The sequence below is a fragment of the Bacillus sp. 5mfcol3.1 genome, assembly GCF_900114335.1.
GTDB lineage: Bacteria > Bacillota > Bacilli > Bacillales > Bacillaceae_G > Bacillus_A > Bacillus_A thuringiensis_S.
In genome coordinates this window covers 367054-384451 of record NZ_FOST01000002.1, presented here as the reverse complement: position 1 = coordinate 384451, position 17398 = coordinate 367054, and the positions used below count along the sequence as shown (strand labels likewise).

Here is a 17398-nt window from a genome sequence, read left to right as displayed (position 1 = left end):
TCGTCACGCGTTTTTTGTTTTTGTCATTTTATGAATTGCCTTCCACGCTTCTTCTTTTCCAAGTCCTGTTTCAGAAGAGAATAGAACGATTTCATCGCCAATTTCAACAGCAAGCGTTTCTTTTACAACTTTTAAATGCTTTTGCCATTTCCCTTTCGGGATTTTATCAGCTTTCGTCGCAATAATAATTGTTGGGATTTCATAATGCTTTAAGAAATCATACATCATCACGTCATCACTTGTCGGTTGGTGACGTAAATCAACTACTAATACAGCTGCGTCTAATTGCTTACGCGTTGTAAAGTACGTTTCAATCATTTTCCCCCATGCCGCGCGCTCCGATTTAGACACTTTCGCATATCCATAACCTGGAACGTCAACAAAATGCATCATCTCATTGATCAAGAAAAAGTTCAGCGTTTGCGTTTTTCCTGGTTTAGAAGAAATACGCACTAACTTTTTACGATTTAAAATTTTATTAATAAAGGAAGACTTCCCGACATTTGAACGACCTGCTAATGCAATTTCTGGTAAATCACTGTCTGGATATTGTTCTGGTTTAACAGCACTAATTACAATATCTGCTTTTGTTACTTTCATTGTTTCACTCCTACTAATGCGTGCTCCAATACTTCATCTAAATGAGATGCAAGCACAAACGTAAGGTTTTCTTTTACGCTCTCTGGAATATCATCTAAATCTTTCTCGTTTTCTGCTGGCAAAATAATTTTTGTTAAGCCTGCGCGGTGAGCACTTAATGTTTTTTCTTTTAAGCCACCAATTGGTAATACACGACCACGAAGTGTAATTTCACCTGTCATACCTACTTCTTTACTTACAGGAATACCTGTTAGTGCAGAAATAAGTGCCGTTGCCATCGTAATACCTGCTGACGGTCCATCTTTCGGAACTGCTCCTTCTGGAACATGAATATGAATATCATTTTTCTCATGGAAATTCGGATCAATCTGAAGCTCTTCTGCACGAGAACGTATATAACTAAACGCAGCTTGTGCGGATTCTTTCATAACATCCCCAAGTTTCCCTGTTAAAATTAGTTTCCCTTTTCCTGGCGCTACAGAAACTTCAATTGCAAGTGTATCGCCGCCTGCTGCTGTGTAAGCTAGACCTGTTGCCATACCAACTTGGTCTGTTTTTTCAGCTTGCCCATAACGGAATATGTGTTTACCAAGTAAATCAACAATCTTTTTCTCTGTCACAACGATACGTTTACGTTCTGCTGTAACGATAATTTTCGCTACTTTACGGCAAACTTTTGCAATTTGGCGTTCTAGCGTACGAACACCAGCCTCACGTGTATAATAACGAATAATTTCAAGAAGCGCTTCATCACGTACTTGTAAATTACCTTTTCGTAAGCCATGCTCTTTTAATTGTTTCGGCAATAAATGCTCACGAGCAATGTGTACTTTTTCAAGTTCTGTATAGCCAGCAATCGAAATGATTTCCATACGGTCAAGTAATGGACCTGGAATACTTGAAAGTGTATTAGCAGTTGCTACAAACATAACTTTCGATAGATCATATGGTTCTTCAATGTAATGATCACTGAAGTTATGGTTTTGTTCTGGATCTAATACTTCAAGTAATGCTGCTGATGGATCTCCACGGAAATCGTTAGACATTTTATCAATCTCATCTAATAAGAAGACTGGATTAACTGTTTTCGCCTTTTTCATACCTTGAATAATGCGTCCTGGCATTGCTCCAACATATGTACGGCGGTGACCACGAATTTCAGATTCATCACGCACACCACCAAGAGATACACGGACAAAGTTACGATTCAATGATGTTGCAATTGAACGCGCTAACGAAGTTTTTCCGACCCCAGGAGGGCCTACTAAACAAAGGATAGGTCCTTTTAATGAATTCGTTAACTTCTGTACAGCTAAATATTCAAGTACACGCTCTTTCACTTTTTCAAGACCGTAATGATCGTTATTTAAAATCTCTTCCGAATGAGCAAGATCAATTATATCTTCTGTTGCCTCTGTCCACGGAAGCGCTAATAACCAATCAATATAATTGCGAATAACACCACTCTCCGCAGAACTTGCTGGTAACTTTTCATAACGATCTAATTCTTTCAGCGCAGCCTTCATTGTTTCTTCAGGCATTCCTGACTGTTCAATTTTTTCACGAAGTTCTTCTACTTCTCCGCCCTTACCTTCTTTGTCGCCAAGTTCAGTTTGAATCGCCTTCATTTGCTCACGTAAGAAATATTCTTTTTGCGTGCGCTCCATTGAACGTTTCACTTGTTGCCCAATTTTCTTTTCTAGGCTAAGTAACTCTTGTTCATCTTGAATAATTGAAATAAGTGTATGTAATCGTTCTTTTACAGATACAATCTCTAGAATCTCTTGTTTCTGCTTCGTTTTAATCGGCAAGTGAGAAGCAATTAAATCAGCTAATCTCCCTGGTTCCTCTACATCAGCTACTGTTGCAAATGTTTCATTTGAAACTTTTTTCGAAACTTTAATATATTGTTCGAAATGCTCCAGTAACGTACGCATAAGAGCTTTCTCTTCTAAATCATCTTCTACTTCTTCAGTTACCGTTTTAATAGACACTTGTACTACATTTTCTTCTTCGATAAACTCTATTACTTCTGCTCTATGTAAACCTTCCACAAGGACACGAAGCGTACCGTTCGGCAATTTTAGCATTTGCTTTACTTTCGCCACTGTACCTACACTATATATGTCATCTTCTTTCGGATCATCGATATTCATTTCTTTTTGCATTGCTAAAAAGATGATATTTTCATCCATTGCCGCCTGCTCTAGTGCTTGTATCGATTTATCACGTCCTACATCAAGATGCAAAACCATCGTTGGATATACGAGAACGCCTCTTAATGGTAGGAGGGGCACGATTCTTTCGTTCGTATTCATACTAGACATAGCACCTCCATAATAAATTAAACTCCTGTTCAACTATTTTATATTACAATACACCTAGATGCAATTGCTGAGATTCCTCGCAATTGTAAATAGCTTGTTTTTCTACCTCACGAAAAGAAAAAAGACTCCGATTAAGCATACAAACTTAAACGAAGTCTGGCAAATTTTATTATTGTTTATTTTTACATAGATTGTGCATCTGTTTCGTCTACGTTAGTATGTACATCTAGCTCTCTATGCATATTTTCTTGCATAAACGTTAACTCAAATACTTCTTTTAATTTACGGACAGGAATAATTTCGATTCCCTTTATCGTATACAAAAATGGTTGCATATTTTCAGCAGGAATAATGACTTTCTTAGCTCCCGCTTTTTTCGCAGCTTTTATTTTTGCGTACACGCCACCAATAGGCTTTACTTCTCCGTGTATACTTATTTCACCTGTCATCGCTACTTCATTATTTACATATGTGCGATGCACCGCAGAATATACACCTGTTGCCATAGCGATTCCTGCAGAAGGTCCATCAATTGGGATACCACCTGGAAAATTAATATGTATATCGTATCCTTCTGGCAACACATCTAAAGAACGAAGTACTGTTAATACATTATCAACAGAGCCTTTTGCCATACTTTTACGGCGAATCGATTTCGTTTGACTACCAATACTTTCTTCTTCTACAATTCCGGTAACATTTACCGATCCTTTATCTTTCGCCGGAATTGCTGTTACTTCAATTTCTAATAACGCTCCTGTATTTGGTCCGTATACAGCAAGACCATTTACAAGACCAATCCTTGGAATCGGATAAATGTGCTTTTCGTATTTCGGCGTAAGCTGACTTGAGTGAACAACCCACTCTATATCTTCATCTTTAATGAAAGAACGTTCTTCATTTATCGCCATACCAGCAGAAATTTGTACGAGATTAATCGCCTCTCGTCCATTTCTTGCATACATCCCAATCATTTCAATACCATTTTCACCTATTTGCATTTCCACTTTTTCCGCGGCGTTTTTCGCTACTTTTTGAATCTCTTCCGTATCTAATTCACGGAAAAATACTTCTAAGCAACGTGACCGAATAGCAGGAGGAATTTCCTCTGGCGAACGTGTCGTTGCTCCAACTAAGCGAAAATCTGCCGGTAAGCCTTTTTGGAAAATATCATGTATATATGTTGGGATCATCGTATTTTCTTCACTATAGTACGCACTTTCTAAAAATACTTTTCGATCTTCTAACACCTTTAACATTTTGTTCATTTGAATCGGATGGAGTTCGCCAATCTCATCAATAAACAAAATACCACCATGCGCATCTGTTACAGCACCTTTTTTCGGTTGCGGAATACCTGCTTGCCCCATCGCCCCAGCACCTTGATAAATCGGATCATGCACCGAACCAATTAAAGGGTCTGCGATACCACGTTCATCAAACCGAGCTGTCGTCGCATCAAGTTCAATAAATGTTGCATTCGTACGAAATGGAGATTTAGGATTTCGTTTCGCTTCTTCTAATACAAGACGTGCTGCCGCTGTTTTCCCAACACCTGGCGGACCATATATGATTACATGTTGCGGATTCGGACCACAAAGAGCCGCTTTTAAGGACTTAATCCCGTCCTCTTGCCCTACAATATCTAAAAAGGTTGTAGGACGCACCTTTTCTGCTAGCGGCTCTGTTAAAGAAATCTCACGCATTTTACGAAGCTGTTCTAATTCTTTTTTCGATTCTCGATCAATTGAAACTTTTTGTGTTCGTTGATTTCGAAGTAAATGCCAGAAATATAATCCGACAATTACACCAAAAACAAGTTGAACAACTAAAAATATATTTGTCCAGCTCATTATTTATTTCCTCCCGCAATATTTTATCTCTTAGTATTTCCGCGGAGGAACGTAGCTAAACATAAAGAAAAACAGCAATTATAAAAATTGCTGTTTCCCTTTCGCATTATGCAGATGTTTTTGTATCAAGTACAGTACCGTCTTGTAACACCAATTTTGGCGGTTCATTATCAGCTACTGTTTCTTTTGTAAGAATACACTTCTCGATATCTTTACGAGATGGAAGTTCGAACATTACATCAAGCATTAAGCCTTCAATAATAGAACGAAGTCCACGAGCACCCGTTTTACGTTCAATTGCTTTTTTCGCAATTTCGATTAGTGCACCTTCTTCAAACTCTAACTCAACATCGTCAAGCTCCAATAGTTTTTGGAATTGCTTAACAAGTGCATTTTTCGGTTTCGTTAAAATATCAACAAGAGCATCTTCATCAAGTGGCTCTAGGTTCGCAATAACTGGAAGACGACCGATAAACTCTGGAATTAAACCAAATCTTAAAAGATCCTCTGGTAATACGTGAGATAAAACATGCTTCTCATTTACATCAGCATTTTTCTTCTCAGAACCAAATCCAATTACTTTCTCACCAAGGCGACGTTTAATAATCGGCTCAATGCCATCAAACGCTCCACCACAAATGAATAAGATGTTCGTTGTATCAATTTGAATAAACTCTTGGTGCGGATGCTTACGACCACCTTGAGGTGGAACGCTTGCTACAGTACCTTCTAAAATTTTCAGAAGTGCCTGCTGCACACCTTCACCAGATACATCACGTGTAATTGATGGATTTTCGGACTTACGTGCCACTTTATCAATCTCATCAATATAAATGATTCCTTTTTCCGCTTTCTCTACATCATAATCAGCTGCTTGAATTAATTTTAGTAAGATATTTTCTACATCTTCCCCAACATATCCAGCTTCTGTTAAAGATGTTGCGTCCGCGATTGCAAATGGAACATTTAGAATACGCGCTAACGTTTGTGCAAGTAATGTTTTACCACTACCTGTTGGCCCGATAAGTGCGATATTACTCTTCGCTAATTCTACATCATCAATTTTGCTGTTAGAATTAATGCGTTTGTAATGGTTATATACCGCTACCGCTAGTGCTTTTTTCGCGCTATCTTGCCCGATGACATACTCATCTAAGATTTCACGAATTTCTACCGGTTTCGGTACATCTTTGAATTCTACTTCTTCGTCCTTCGCAAGCTCCTCTTGTACAATTTCAGTACAAAGTTCGATACACTCGTCACAAATGTAAACACCTGGACCTGCTACTAACTTTCGAACTTGCGTTTGTGTTTTACCACAGAAAGAACATTTTAATTGCCCTTTTTCATCATTAAATTTAAACATATTTTCACACCCCTTACAAAGTGCTAACCTCTTGCCTTCGTATGTACACGATAAATGTATCGTATGTAAATACATATTATGTCACTACGTGGCGAGAAATACAAATAATATGACTAGTTATGTACAAATAAAAAAATTTTAAAACTTTTGAAATATGTATATTCGACTTGTAAAGGAACTTTTCCTTCTCCATCGAAAAGTTTTATAAATATATTTCTATATTTATAAAACAAGGCACGATTAAAATCGTGCCTTGTTATTTTATTATGCAGCGTTTTCTACTAAGAAGTCTACAGCTTTACGCACTTTAAGATCTTCAGCTAAAGCGTCTACGCTTCCAAGAGCTTGCTTGATAGCGTCTACTGGCATACCGTACATTTCAGCCATTTTTTCAACTTCTGCAGTTACTTCTTCTTCAGTAACTTCGATGTTTTCAGCTTCAATGATAGCTTCAAGAACAAGATTGATTCTTACACGTTTTTGTGCATCTTCTTTCATTTGCTCTTTTAATTTGTCAGCGTCAGTACCTGTGAATTGGTAGTAAAGCTCAAGGTTCATACCTTGTTGGCTTAAACGTTGCTCGAATTCACGAACCATACGATCTAACTCAGTGTTGATCATAGCTTCTGGAATTTCGATTTCAGCGTTAGCAGCAGCTAATTCTACTACTTCGTCACGTACTTTGTGCTCAGCTTCGTGCTTTTTGCCTTCTTCTAAGTTTGTGCGAAGTTTTGCTTTTAATTCATCAAGAGTTGCAACCGCTTCGTCTGCTTCTTTAGCGAACTCGTCGTTTAACTCAGGAAGTTCTTTTGTTTTGATTTCGTGAATTGTTACTTTGAATGTTGCTGGTTTGCCAGCTAATTCAGCAGCATGGTACTCTTCTGGGAATGATACTTCAACGTCTTTAGACTCACCAGATTTAAGACCGATTACTTGCTCTTCGAAACCTGGGATGAATGTACCAGAACCGATTGCTAGAGAGTAGTTTTCGCCTTTTCCGCCTTCAAATGCTTCGCCATCAACGAAACCTTCGAAGTCGATTACAGCTGTATCACCGTTTTCAACAGTTCCTTCTTCTTTAACAACTAGTTCAGCTTGACGCTCTTGTAAAGATTTTAATTCGTTCTCTACATCTTCGTCAGTTACAGTTGTTTCAACTTTTTCTACTGCTAAACCTTTGTACTCACCTAATTTAACTTCAGGTTTCACTGTAACTTTTGCAGTGAAGATAAGGTTAGCATTTTTTTCGAACTTCTCGATGTCGATTTCAGGATGATCAACTGGGAAGATACCAGCTTCTTCGATCGCTTCACCGTATGCTTTTGGTAAAATGATATCTAAAGCATCTTGGTATAAAGATTCAATACCAAAGCGTTGTTCGAATAATGGACGAGGCATTTTTCCTTTACGGAAACCTGGTACGTTAATTGTTTTTACTACTTTTTTGAACGCAGCGTCGATAGAGTTGTTTACTTCTTTAGCATCAACTTCGATTGTTAAAACGCCAACGTTACCTTCTAATTTTTCCCATTTTGTAGACATTTATTCTTTCCCTCCAACTATAATAATGTATGCACATACCTCTATAGATTAAGATCTTCATTATCTCTTTTTTGAAATAACAAATACACAAATAATCCTCTAGCAAAAGCTTTCAGATATAATGTTCCAATCTACTAATTGCCCAGAAGACAACTACGGTATATTTTGTTCGAGAATAATATGAAACATATTAAGTAAGAGAATTACACTTCTCTTCTCTTACAAACAGGCAGATTTCTGCCTTTTGCAACCCTTACATTATAACATAGAATATGCTCGTTTCAAGAACTGAACGATTCTTTTTCATAATTATACGGGCAAATATCCTTCTCTTTCAACACGTAATAACCATTGATAGGCAATATGAAACTCTTCCAATTCGATATTATATGCTGCCATAAGCTCTTCTTCATCTATAGCCAATCCGAAACGCTTTCTTCCAATTCTCTCTAAAACAGCTGACCAAATCTCTTCTTTATCCATTAATAGAGCGAATGGGAAAACGCTAATTTGCAACTCTTTCCAATATGTAACCATTGCTTCAAATATATCGGGATAATTTTGCTCTAATCGGCTTGATAATTTATGTATAATGTTATTGGATTGCTCCTCATTATGACCTGTAAATGCTGGAATCACCTTAATCGTATTTCCAAACTTTTCTACCTCTATTTCTTCTTCTACCTGACTTTCTATCATTTTATACAAAATAGAAGTTTTCAAATAGGGGTGCTGCTCTTCGTCTATTAAAAATTTCTTTAAAACAGGTAATGCAAGATCTAAGTCTTTTAACGAAAGTCGCTGAATCGCTCTTAGCTTCTGTCCAAAGTTTTCTCCAAAAATTTCATTAGTAAACTCATCCAATTCAAAATTTGAATCCACTAGCGATGCGTCTCCCTCATTTAGCATACCTTCTGCAAATAAAGCAAGCTGCGCTAATTTTTCCTTTTGATCAGGCATTATATCTTTCGTTTGTAAAACCTTTTCAACAGTTTCAATAACACCTTCATAATCATTTGTTTGAACTAAAATAGTTACGTACGTTTCAAGAATATCACCAAATAAGACAACTCCTGTTTTAAGCAACTGTTCACATTTGTCTTTCGCTTCTTCCATACGTTTTAATTCGAGTAAACAAATAACTGAAGCTAATTCCGTTTGTTCCGTTTCCGCATTATACTGACGTAATATTTCAAAGCAACGCAATGCATCTTCGAATTCCCGCTCTTTCAGCGCTAAAAAACCTTCATCAATATAGCGCTCTGATAGTTGTGGAAACAATACGACCGTATTTTCTTTTTTATCCATACGTCCGCCTCTTTTTCTTGATTTTAATTATGTTCAAAGTAAATATATCAAATGCGTAATGAGAACACAACATCCCTAAACTATTTGTTTGAAATATAAAAATATTTAATTTTTACATTCCAATACGAATAAATTTCTACTAAAAATTAAAATTGTACAAATAAAAATCCCCAGCAACAAGCGCAGAGGATTCATCATTAATGGAAAGCTTTTATAATTGTGGGGTATATTACAAGGGTAATAATTTGGAGAACAATAATTGCCATAACAATCATGCTAAAATAGAAGATTGGTTTACTTCGCTTCATTAAAAACATAATAATAAGCATCGTACAAGCAAACAAACTTAAGAAGAACAAACTTGTTGTCGAACTAAGTATACCACTTGGGACAAAGAACAATAACACTACACTACAAGTACCTATAATTCCAAATAACCATTCCATTCATTCACTCATTCCCTTTCCCTCTCATGGCTGTTTTCTCTAAGCGATCAAATGTTTCACAACATCAACTACATACGTTAATTTCTCATACGCTACAAATCCAAAAGCAACCGTTAAGCCCGTTACAACTAATCCTTTCATCATTTCTTCCTCCTTGTTTTATCGTTGTTATCTTCATTATAAAAGATTAGCAATTTCTTACCATCGAACTACCTTACAGTTACCTTACAGAATTGTAAGATTTCAAAAAGAGATTGAAAAACACCTCATATCGCTTGAGGTGCTTTCACGGAATTTCTCTATAATTACTTATAAAATCAACTTTTTTCTTTTAGTTATTTTTGAACGAATCGACTCTTAAATTAATAGATTTACTAAATAATTTAGAATCAAAATAATTATTCGTTACTTTTCTTAACTTACTTTCAGATATTTTCGTATTACAAGAAAACAACTGGTGAAAATCGTGTTAATATATTTTTGTACAATTAAGAATTTAATTTACAAGGGGGATTATATATGTTTAAAAAAATGGCGGCAGATGTATTAGGACTAAGCGATGTAGGTTCTGTCATTACACCTAAAGACTATGATAAGGTCGATGCTGATGATTATGTGATGCATGAAGATGGGGAGAAAATTTACTTTCTAATTAAATCCAAATCAGATGAATATTGCTTCACAAACAAAGGGTTAATTCACTTAGACGGTACAAGCGCAACAAGTAAAAAACGTACACTACGCCGCTTTAGTTATAGCAAATATCAAATTAAAAACGTAGCACTTGAAACTGCAGGAACGATTGATTTAGATGTAGAAATTAAGTTTCAAATGGGCGATGAACATTACTCAATTGATGTTCATAAAAAACATATTGAAGAATTAAAAGATTTATATAAGGCTTTACTTAAAATCGAAGAAATTTCATACGACAACGATATTACATTACAATATGCACATAAAAGTTTAGATATGGCATCTAATGCCTTTAGCCGTATTTCAAACGCACAAGTAAACTTAGCAGAGCAATTTAAAGAAATGAACGAGATTGCCTTTAACTGGCTTGTTGATACGAAGAAACAATATAATGTGAAAGATTATGGTTTTGTCTTTGACAAGTTTATTAACAACTAATTTTAAATACACAAAAAACCTTGTTATCAAAAGATAACAAGGTTTTCTTAGCGTCCCAGGAGAGATTCGAACTCCCGCTCCGCCCATTTCCGTACTATTTTATATATTTGGATCGCAGTCTTAATATATCTTCTCCTTCGCGAATGCCTGCCGATCCCTTCCTCACATTTTTTACAACAGTCCAATTCGGGTTAGTTTCATCACCGATGTTCTGTACTGTAAAATTGCCATCACCATATTTCCGGTGACCTTCTGCCAATTTCTCCGTTAAATCATTCTCATTTGATCTCGCCATCTTTGCGCCATCTCCCTTTTTTATACGACCTTCTTAAACCCTCTAACCAATCACAGGTCCAGTCAATTGGAGATTCTCGTTTTCCGCTTCTATTAATTGTAACACACTGCCGGGGATAAGTTCCGATAACTGCTGCTCAATCGTACTAGAATGGTAAAGAGTTTGATAATATTGTAAATAAACAATTAAGAGAATCTGGATATGGTTTTCAATACGTGCATAAACCATTTGATGAGCCTGAACAAACAAATAATATAACTGACTAGCAAAGAGCGTTTTTAAGCGCTCTTTTTAATGCACTTTAATCTGTTGCATATACTCATTATCATATATCCCGTTATAATATTTTTAAACCTCTTGCACATACATCAATTTATAGACAAACAAAAAACCTTGTTATCAAAAGATAACAAGGTTTTTTTAGCGTCCCAGGAGAGATTCGAACTCCCGACCGTACGCTTAGAAGGCGTATGCTCTATCCGGCTGAGCTACTGGGACATGGAGCGGGTGAAGAGAATCGAACTCTCGACCAGAGCTTGGAAGGCTCTTGTTTTACCACTAAACTACACCCGCATATGTTATTTTCTTTTCTTCGTTAGCGCCATTGCCCTATCGACAATATTTATTATATGTATAACCACACATAAAGTCAACACCTTTTTTAAAAGAGGATAAATTTTCTTATCCTCTTTTAAAAACTGCTTGTTCAACTAGTTGTCCGTCTAACGTTTCAAAACGAACTTCTATTTGATTTTCATCCATTTCTAATAAAGCAAATGTCTTTTCTACACGCTGACGTGGTAATAAAATACTGCCTGGATTAATAAATAAAACGCCCTCGATTAATTCCGCACCTAATACGTGAGAATGTCCGAAGCATGCAACTTGCGCTCCCACTTCTTCAGCATGGTACGCTAGTGTTTGTAATGTCATTTTCACATTATGGCGATGTCCATGCACTACTAAGAAGCGAATTCCATCTACATCAGTTACAATTTCATCTTGAAAGTTAGCATAATCACAGTTTCCTTTTACAACATGGAAACCTTGCAGTTCTTCATGAGCAGGCGTTAGCTCTGAATCACCGCAATGAATCATGATATCTACTTTCCCTTCATATTTCTCTTTCAACTGCTGTAATTCCTTCACAGAGCTATGACTATCGCTTACGATTAAAGCTTTCATCATTCTCTCTCCCTTATTCTCCTAAAAACCATTCCGGGATTTTTTCTTCTAACTTACGAAGAGCACGGCCACGATGGCTAATAGCATTTTTTTCATCTGAACTTAATTCCGCCATTGCTTTTTTGTATTCTTCCACATAAAAAATCGGATCGTATCCAAAGCCATTTTCTCCGCGGCGTTGTTCTAAGATAAATCCTTCACATGTCCCATTTACAATGACAGGCTTTTTATCACCTTCAGGGAAAGCAACTGCTAATGCACAATAGAAACGAGCTTTACGCTTTTCAAAGTCAACGCCATTTAATTCTTGTAACACTTTATCGATATTTGCTTGGTCATTTTTCGGTTCACCAGCAAAACGCGCTGAATACACTCCTGGTTTTCCATTTAAAGCATCTACAATAAGACCCGAATCATCCGCAATTACAATAGAATTCAACTGTCTACTCAAACTATCCGCTTTTAAGATCGCATTTTCTTCAAATGTTTCACCAGTTTCTTCGACTTCTTCAATATGAGGAAAATCGTGTAATGATTTCACTTCTAAATCAAATCGCTCAAATAACTCAGCAAACTCACGTACTTTTCCCATATTTTTTGTCGCTACAACAACTTGTTTCATACTTTCCACCTCTACTCTATATGAGATACGATGTCACCTAAAGCTTCTTTTTGTATATCAATCAGTTGGAAAATGCCTTTTTCCGCAGCATCAAGTAGTTCATTTAACTGCGCTCTACTAAACGTCGCTTCTTCTCCAGTTCCTTGCACTTCAACAAATTGGCCTTTTCCAGTCATAATTACGTTCATATCAACGTCTGCTTTAGAATCTTCTGCATAGTTTAAATCTAAAACAACACCTTGCTCTTCAACAATTCCTACTGACGTTGCTGCTAAATAATCTTTTACTGGAATTTTAGATACTTTTTCTGCTTGTAATAATTTCTCGAAAGCTAATACCATCGCTACATATGCACCTGTAATAGACGCTGTTCTCGTTCCACCATCTGCTTGGATAACATCACAGTCAATCCAAACTGTTCTCTCGCCAAGCGCTTCTAAATCAACTACCGCACGTAATGCTCGTCCAATTAGACGTTGAATTTCCATTGTACGTCCTGTTACTTTCCCTTTACTTGACTCCCTAATTGTACGTTGTTCTGTCGCACGTGGAATCATCGCATATTCAGCTGTTACCCAGCCCTTTCCTTCTCCACGCATAAATGGCGGGACACGCTCTTCAATTGTCGCTGAGCAAATCACCTTTGTATCCCCAACTTCAATTAATACAGATCCCTCTGGATGTTTTAAATAATTCGTATGAATATGTATATGGCGTAATTCTGTTTTCTCTCTACCATCTACTCGCATAAAAATAACCTCCTCTTAATTACTACTCGTTAGTATAGCCAAATTTAAATGTATGATATGTATACAATAAAAGAAGGAGAACCCAAAAAGCAATTCTCCTTTCTTACTTAAGTATATCAAATTATTCAAGATTAAAAACTACCTGTATTCACGTTTTCTGGACGATCTACAGGTTTTATTAACTTTCCGCCCTTTTCATCTATAAGATTTGCTTTTCCATTCACTTCAATAGAAATATTTTTCACACCTTTCTTTTCTGTTAAAGATAAAACTAACGACTTCAATACGTAATTTGAGATCATATTTTTATCTGGGTTTACAAATATATTTTCATTAAAGTTTAATGTAAGATTTCCGTCTTGTAATTTCGGATTCGTAATAAGCTTAACGCCTGGATTAAAATCATTCAGGAGCGATTGATGAATCGGACCTTTTACAAGTTCATCTATAATTGCTGCATAATCATTTTCTTTTCCTTCCGCAACGCGGCGTGTGACTGGTACGTAGTATTGCTGTTTATTATTATTTTGCGCCATAAAATACAGTGTGACTGGTTTTGTATTCGTTACATCTGCTACTTGTTCATCATCGAAGTTAATACCATTTGCACGGCTCACTCCTTCACCAAGCGGTGTACCAGCAACCGGCATCTTCGCCAATTTCTCACCATTTATTTGGAACTGCACTTGTTTTATCTCTGTAAATTGCGTCAACGTCCACGCTATAGATTCAATGATTTGACGCTCTTCTTCTTTCGCATAGTTTTTCATTTCTTTAGAGAAATCAATAACTGCCGTCCCGTCCTTTTTCAAATCTAAAGTCATCGTTGTATTCGCCGGAATGACTGCACGAAACCCATTCGGTAATAAATTCGTTACCGGTCCATCTTTCACAAGGTATTCTAACGTTTGCTTCACAGTCTCATTTGCTTTCGGAGTAGGTATAGCTAACGTTTGTGGTACAACATAACCATTTTTATCAACAAGGTATAGTTCTCTATTTACCATTTGCCCTTGCTTATCTTTTTTAGCTACTTCTTTCTTCCCACCCTCTGTATACGTAACTTGTTTTGGCGGATCAATTTGTTCAGTTGCTTTCTCCTGATTTATAAAGCCACACCCTGTTAGTAAAACAGCGCTCACAGTAGCACCAACAACCCATTTAAAAGTGGATTTAGGCATGCCATTCCCCCCTAAAATCTAAGTTTGTACTATTATGTATACGAGCCGTTTCACATTTTAGAACAAGCTGTGCCTCTTATAAAGTGAAACTTTAATCAGTGGAGAGTCTAACTGCCCAGCAAATAGCAAGATAAAACAAAAAGCTCCTGATTTCTCAGGAGCTCACCTATATGAATTCTACTATTATTCTTTTTCTAAATGAATATGCTTCACATTTTCAATCGGTTGACCGAACCATTTTGATGCAATTTCTTTAAACAAGCCTATTTTTCCCGTTGTTAAGAAGAGATGATCGCTTTGTTCTTCTCCTTCATTCAACATTTTACTATGATATAAGATTGTACTTACTTCACGTGCTGTTTCATCACCAGAACTAATTAGTTGTACTTTATTTCCCATTACTTTTTTAATAACAGGTCCTAAAATTGGATAGTGTGTACACCCTAATATAAGTGTATCAATATCGGTACTTTTCAGTGGTTGCAGCGTTTCTCTTACAACTTCATACGCCATTTCACTTTCGAAATTCCCACTCTCTACAAGTTCAACGAAAGGTGGACAAGCTAAACTTTCTACCATAACACGGTTATTAATAGACTTTAACGCCTCTTCGTATGCACCACTTTTCACCGTTCCAATCGTTCCAATAATCCCAACGTGATACGTGTTTGTCACTTTTAAAGCTGTACGTGATCCTGGGTGAATAACTCCTACTACTGGAATTGGTAATTGTTTTTGCATCTCTTCTAATACAACTGCAGTTGCTGTATTACACGCAATAACTAACATTTTAATATTTAAATCTAGTAAATGCTCCGTCATTTCCCACGTAAATTGACGTACTTCTTCTCGAGAACGTGGACCATAAGGACAACGTGCTGTATCTCCTAAATATATGATACGCTCTTTCGGCAACTGACGAATTAATTCCTTCGCTACTGTTAAACCGCCAACTCCTGAATCGATAACACCGATTGCTCTATTCAACTTCATCACCCGTTTTCTCATTCATCATCTTTTATGTTTATCATTATATTTTACACACTTTAAGTTCGCTCACTTCAAATGCTTCTGTATGAAAATTTTCATTTGCCCATGTATAGACTAGGACCTTTTTTATTTTGCTCCTTTTTTTCATAATTTGCAAGATAGAAAAATAACCGACCTTCTATAAGAAAGTCGGTTTCTTCTATATAAAGTGCATATTCATTGATCCATCTTTTTTTGAAAAGAAGACATTCCCATTAATAAGACGAAATGAACAGAAATTAAAATGACGATCAAAATAAAATTCAATCGATAACTATTTGTAGATTCCATAATTTTGCTTGCTACAGCTGGTCCGAATGCCATACCGAAAAAGTTAATTAAATTATATAAACCAAGGCCAACTCCAACTTTAGCTGGATTTAATGTTTTCGGAATAAATGTGTTTAATGATACTTGAATTGCCGAATAACTCATAAATGTTAAAATAACCGCAAATAAAATAAAGAGTAAGTTCCCGTCTGGAATAATCCCTAAAATTAAAAAGCCAATGATCATAACTACAGACGCTACATACATCATCCTCACATTCCCAAACGCAGGAATAATCTTTCCGGTAATAAAACTAGATACAATACCAAAGAGAGATGCAACAAACAATACAATTCCAATAACGAACGGAGACAATCCGTGCCCTCTTCCTAACAGTAATGGTAATAATAATAAACTAGCACATAACGCCACATTAATGATAAATCCGACCGCTATTAAACGCAGTAATGGTTTATTTGTAAACAACTCAATATCAATAAACGGCAACTCTGCTCTCTTCATATGAGCCTTGAATAAAAATAGGAAAGCAACAGATAACAAAAAAAGCCAACTATTAATATTCACTCCTAATAAAACGGTCGTAATCAATACAAATAATAAAACTGCTCCAATGAAATCAAAGTGAAACACTTCATCGGTATGTTGCACCTCTTCTGGCATAAATTTTACGAGCAAGAAAATACCAACCATTGAAATAACCATAAATAAAAATAAATACGGCCACCCTAACGTATTTGTAATTGCCCCACCAACTAAAGGTCCAATACCAACCGCTAATGCAATAGAAGAACTAATCATTGCTAACGCACCCGGTTTTTTAGTTGGAGCAACTAATTTCGCCACCGCAATCATACTAAGCGCAATAAACGCTGCTCCTCCGCTCGCCTGCACTAACCTTGCGAAAATGATAATCTCATAAGATTGATTCAAAAACCCAACAATAGAACCCGCTACAAATATGATAATAGAAATAATTAATAGCCTTTTTACACTGTAACGATCAGCCAGTTTTCCATATATCATCGAACCGATACCGACGACTAAAGAATACCCTACTACAACCCAACTTACTTTCAATTGACTAATTGATAAATCATTGGCAATATCCTCTAGCGCTACATTAAATAACACAGCGTTCATCGGTCCTAACAAAACAATAAAACATAATGTAAAAACAAACCATTTCGAATGGTTACTTATATCTTTCCCCATGTGTAACACTCTCCTGATTGCAATTTTAAAACTGTCAAACTATAGATAAAAAAATGAAGTTATTTAAATGTTGTATCACCACTAAACAACTTCATTAAATGTATAAATGGTGCTAATTTATCGCGCGATAAATTGAATTCGAAACGAAACACGTATATTGTTCGATATTCATGGAACTATCATAGTTTCAGCATTACAGTTTGTCAACGAAAAACATACAAAGTAAACTAATTTAGTCTTTTTAGTTTACTTTGTTCA

General features: G+C 36.2%; 15 protein-coding genes and 2 tRNA genes. 1 reads left to right on the top strand and 16 read right to left on the bottom strand.

Features of this window, described 5'->3' with window-relative positions; translation table 11 throughout:
* Positions 1-3: 3 nt before the first annotated feature.
* The 7 genes from ysxC to BM089_RS11235 form a co-directional block, all read right to left on the bottom strand.
* The gene (gene ysxC, locus BM089_RS11265) at positions 4-600 is read right to left on the bottom strand and encodes a ribosome biogenesis GTP-binding protein YsxC (protein ID WP_000869118.1); all 597 of its coding nucleotides are present in this window, start codon (positions 598-600) and stop codon (positions 4-6) included.
* Positions 597-2927 carry an endopeptidase La gene (gene lon / locus BM089_RS11260; protein WP_000097288.1) on the bottom strand — a complete coding sequence of 777 codons (2331 nt, stop codon included), beginning with the start codon at positions 2925-2927 and terminating at the stop codon, positions 597-599. Before lon ends, ysxC begins: the two co-directional genes overlap by 4 nt.
* Positions 2928-3109: 182 nt before the next feature.
* Entirely contained in the window at positions 3110-4780 is a 1671-nt protein-coding gene (gene lonB / locus BM089_RS11255; protein WP_000119173.1) for an ATP-dependent protease LonB, read from the bottom strand.
* Between the two features lie 106 nt (positions 4781-4886).
* Positions 4887-6146, bottom strand: a complete 1260-nt coding sequence (clpX, locus tag BM089_RS11250; RefSeq protein WP_000472289.1) for an ATP-dependent protease ATP-binding subunit ClpX — start codon at positions 6144-6146, stop codon at positions 4887-4889.
* A gap of 264 nt (positions 6147-6410) precedes the next feature.
* The gene (gene tig / locus BM089_RS11245; protein ID WP_000105215.1) at positions 6411-7688 is read right to left on the bottom strand and encodes a trigger factor; all 1278 of its coding nucleotides are present in this window, start codon (positions 7686-7688) and stop codon (positions 6411-6413) included.
* A 309-nt stretch (positions 7689-7997) separates the two neighbouring features.
* Positions 7998-8996, bottom strand: coding sequence for a hypothetical protein (locus tag BM089_RS11240; protein WP_000358255.1), 999 nt, complete (start codon positions 8994-8996; stop codon positions 7998-8000).
* A 197-nt stretch (positions 8997-9193) separates the two neighbouring features.
* Positions 9194-9442: a hypothetical protein gene (locus BM089_RS11235; protein ID WP_001983650.1), complete on the bottom strand. Its 249-nt coding sequence runs from the start codon at positions 9440-9442 to the stop codon at positions 9194-9196.
* A 519-nt stretch (positions 9443-9961) separates the two neighbouring features.
* On the opposite strand from BM089_RS11235, the gene BM089_RS11225 reads away from it, so the two are divergent.
* The gene (locus tag BM089_RS11225; RefSeq protein WP_000473868.1) at positions 9962-10576 is read left to right on the top strand and encodes a PH domain-containing protein; all 615 of its coding nucleotides are present in this window, start codon (positions 9962-9964) and stop codon (positions 10574-10576) included.
* Positions 10577-10670: 94 nt separating this feature from the next.
* Here BM089_RS11225 and BM089_RS11220 read toward each other — a convergent pair whose 3' ends face one another.
* The 9 genes from BM089_RS11220 to BM089_RS11170 all read right to left on the bottom strand — a co-directional run bounded on the left by BM089_RS11220 (position 10671) and on the right by BM089_RS11170 (position 17140).
* Positions 10671-10871, bottom strand: coding sequence for a hypothetical protein (locus BM089_RS11220; RefSeq protein WP_000124460.1), 201 nt, complete (start codon positions 10869-10871; stop codon positions 10671-10673).
* A gap of 424 nt (positions 10872-11295) precedes the next feature.
* Positions 11296-11369, bottom strand: a tRNA-Arg gene (locus tag BM089_RS11210).
* A gap of 1 nt (position 11370) precedes the next feature.
* Positions 11371-11444: transfer RNA gene (locus BM089_RS11205), tRNA-Gly, on the bottom strand.
* Between the two features lie 108 nt (positions 11445-11552).
* Positions 11553-12056 (bottom strand): metallophosphoesterase, encoded by a 504-nt coding sequence (locus BM089_RS11195; RefSeq protein ID WP_090976986.1) that lies wholly within the window; start codon positions 12054-12056, stop codon positions 11553-11555.
* A 13-nt stretch (positions 12057-12069) separates the two neighbouring features.
* On the bottom strand, positions 12070-12678 hold the full coding sequence (locus tag BM089_RS11190; protein WP_000815949.1) for an XTP/dITP diphosphatase: 609 nt from the start codon (positions 12676-12678) through the stop codon (positions 12070-12072).
* Between the two features lie 11 nt (positions 12679-12689).
* Positions 12690-13427 (bottom strand): ribonuclease PH, encoded by a 738-nt coding sequence (rph, locus tag BM089_RS11185; RefSeq protein ID WP_001261762.1) that lies wholly within the window; start codon positions 13425-13427, stop codon positions 12690-12692.
* A 131-nt stretch (positions 13428-13558) separates the two neighbouring features.
* Complete coding sequence (gene gerM / locus BM089_RS11180) at positions 13559-14608, bottom strand: spore germination protein GerM (protein ID WP_001126743.1); 1050 nt, start codon at positions 14606-14608, stop codon at positions 13559-13561.
* Between the two features lie 183 nt (positions 14609-14791).
* Positions 14792-15601, bottom strand: coding sequence for a glutamate racemase (gene racE / locus BM089_RS11175; RefSeq protein WP_016512279.1), 810 nt, complete (start codon positions 15599-15601; stop codon positions 14792-14794).
* A gap of 213 nt (positions 15602-15814) precedes the next feature.
* Entirely contained in the window at positions 15815-17140 is a 1326-nt protein-coding gene (locus BM089_RS11170) for an MFS transporter (RefSeq protein ID WP_090976984.1), read from the bottom strand.
* Between the last annotated feature and the right edge of the window lie 258 nt (positions 17141-17398).

Coding starts and splice junctions, on each gene's coding strand:
- ysxC (WP_000869118.1), bottom strand. CDS start 600: ATGAAAGTAACAAAAGCAGATATTGTAATTAGTGCTGTTAAACCAGAA.
- lon (WP_000097288.1), bottom strand. CDS start 2,927: ATGTCTAGTATGAATACGAACGAAAGAATCGTGCCCCTCCTACCATTA.
- lonB (WP_000119173.1), bottom strand. CDS start 4,780: ATGAGCTGGACAAATATATTTTTAGTTGTTCAACTTGTTTTTGGTGTA.
- clpX (WP_000472289.1), bottom strand. CDS start 6,146: ATGTTTAAATTTAATGATGAAAAAGGGCAATTAAAATGTTCTTTCTGT.
- tig (WP_000105215.1), bottom strand. CDS start 7,688: ATGTCTACAAAATGGGAAAAATTAGAAGGTAACGTTGGCGTTTTAACA.
- BM089_RS11240 (WP_000358255.1), bottom strand. CDS start 8,996: ATGGATAAAAAAGAAAATACGGTCGTATTGTTTCCACAACTATCAGAG.
- BM089_RS11235 (WP_001983650.1), bottom strand. CDS start 9,442: ATGGAATGGTTATTTGGAATTATAGGTACTTGTAGTGTAGTGTTATTG.
- BM089_RS11225 (WP_000473868.1), top strand. CDS start 9,962: ATGTTTAAAAAAATGGCGGCAGATGTATTAGGACTAAGCGATGTAGGT.
- BM089_RS11220 (WP_000124460.1), bottom strand. CDS start 10,871: ATGGCGAGATCAAATGAGAATGATTTAACGGAGAAATTGGCAGAAGGT.
- BM089_RS11195 (WP_090976986.1), bottom strand. CDS start 12,056: ATGAAAGCTTTAATCGTAAGCGATAGTCATAGCTCTGTGAAGGAATTA.
- BM089_RS11190 (WP_000815949.1), bottom strand. CDS start 12,678: ATGAAACAAGTTGTTGTAGCGACAAAAAATATGGGAAAAGTACGTGAG.
- rph (WP_001261762.1), bottom strand. CDS start 13,427: ATGCGAGTAGATGGTAGAGAGAAAACAGAATTACGCCATATACATATT.
- gerM (WP_001126743.1), bottom strand. CDS start 14,608: ATGCCTAAATCCACTTTTAAATGGGTTGTTGGTGCTACTGTGAGCGCT.
- racE (WP_016512279.1), bottom strand. CDS start 15,601: ATGAAGTTGAATAGAGCAATCGGTGTTATCGATTCAGGAGTTGGCGGT.
- BM089_RS11170 (WP_090976984.1), bottom strand. CDS start 17,140: ATGGGGAAAGATATAAGTAACCATTCGAAATGGTTTGTTTTTACATTA.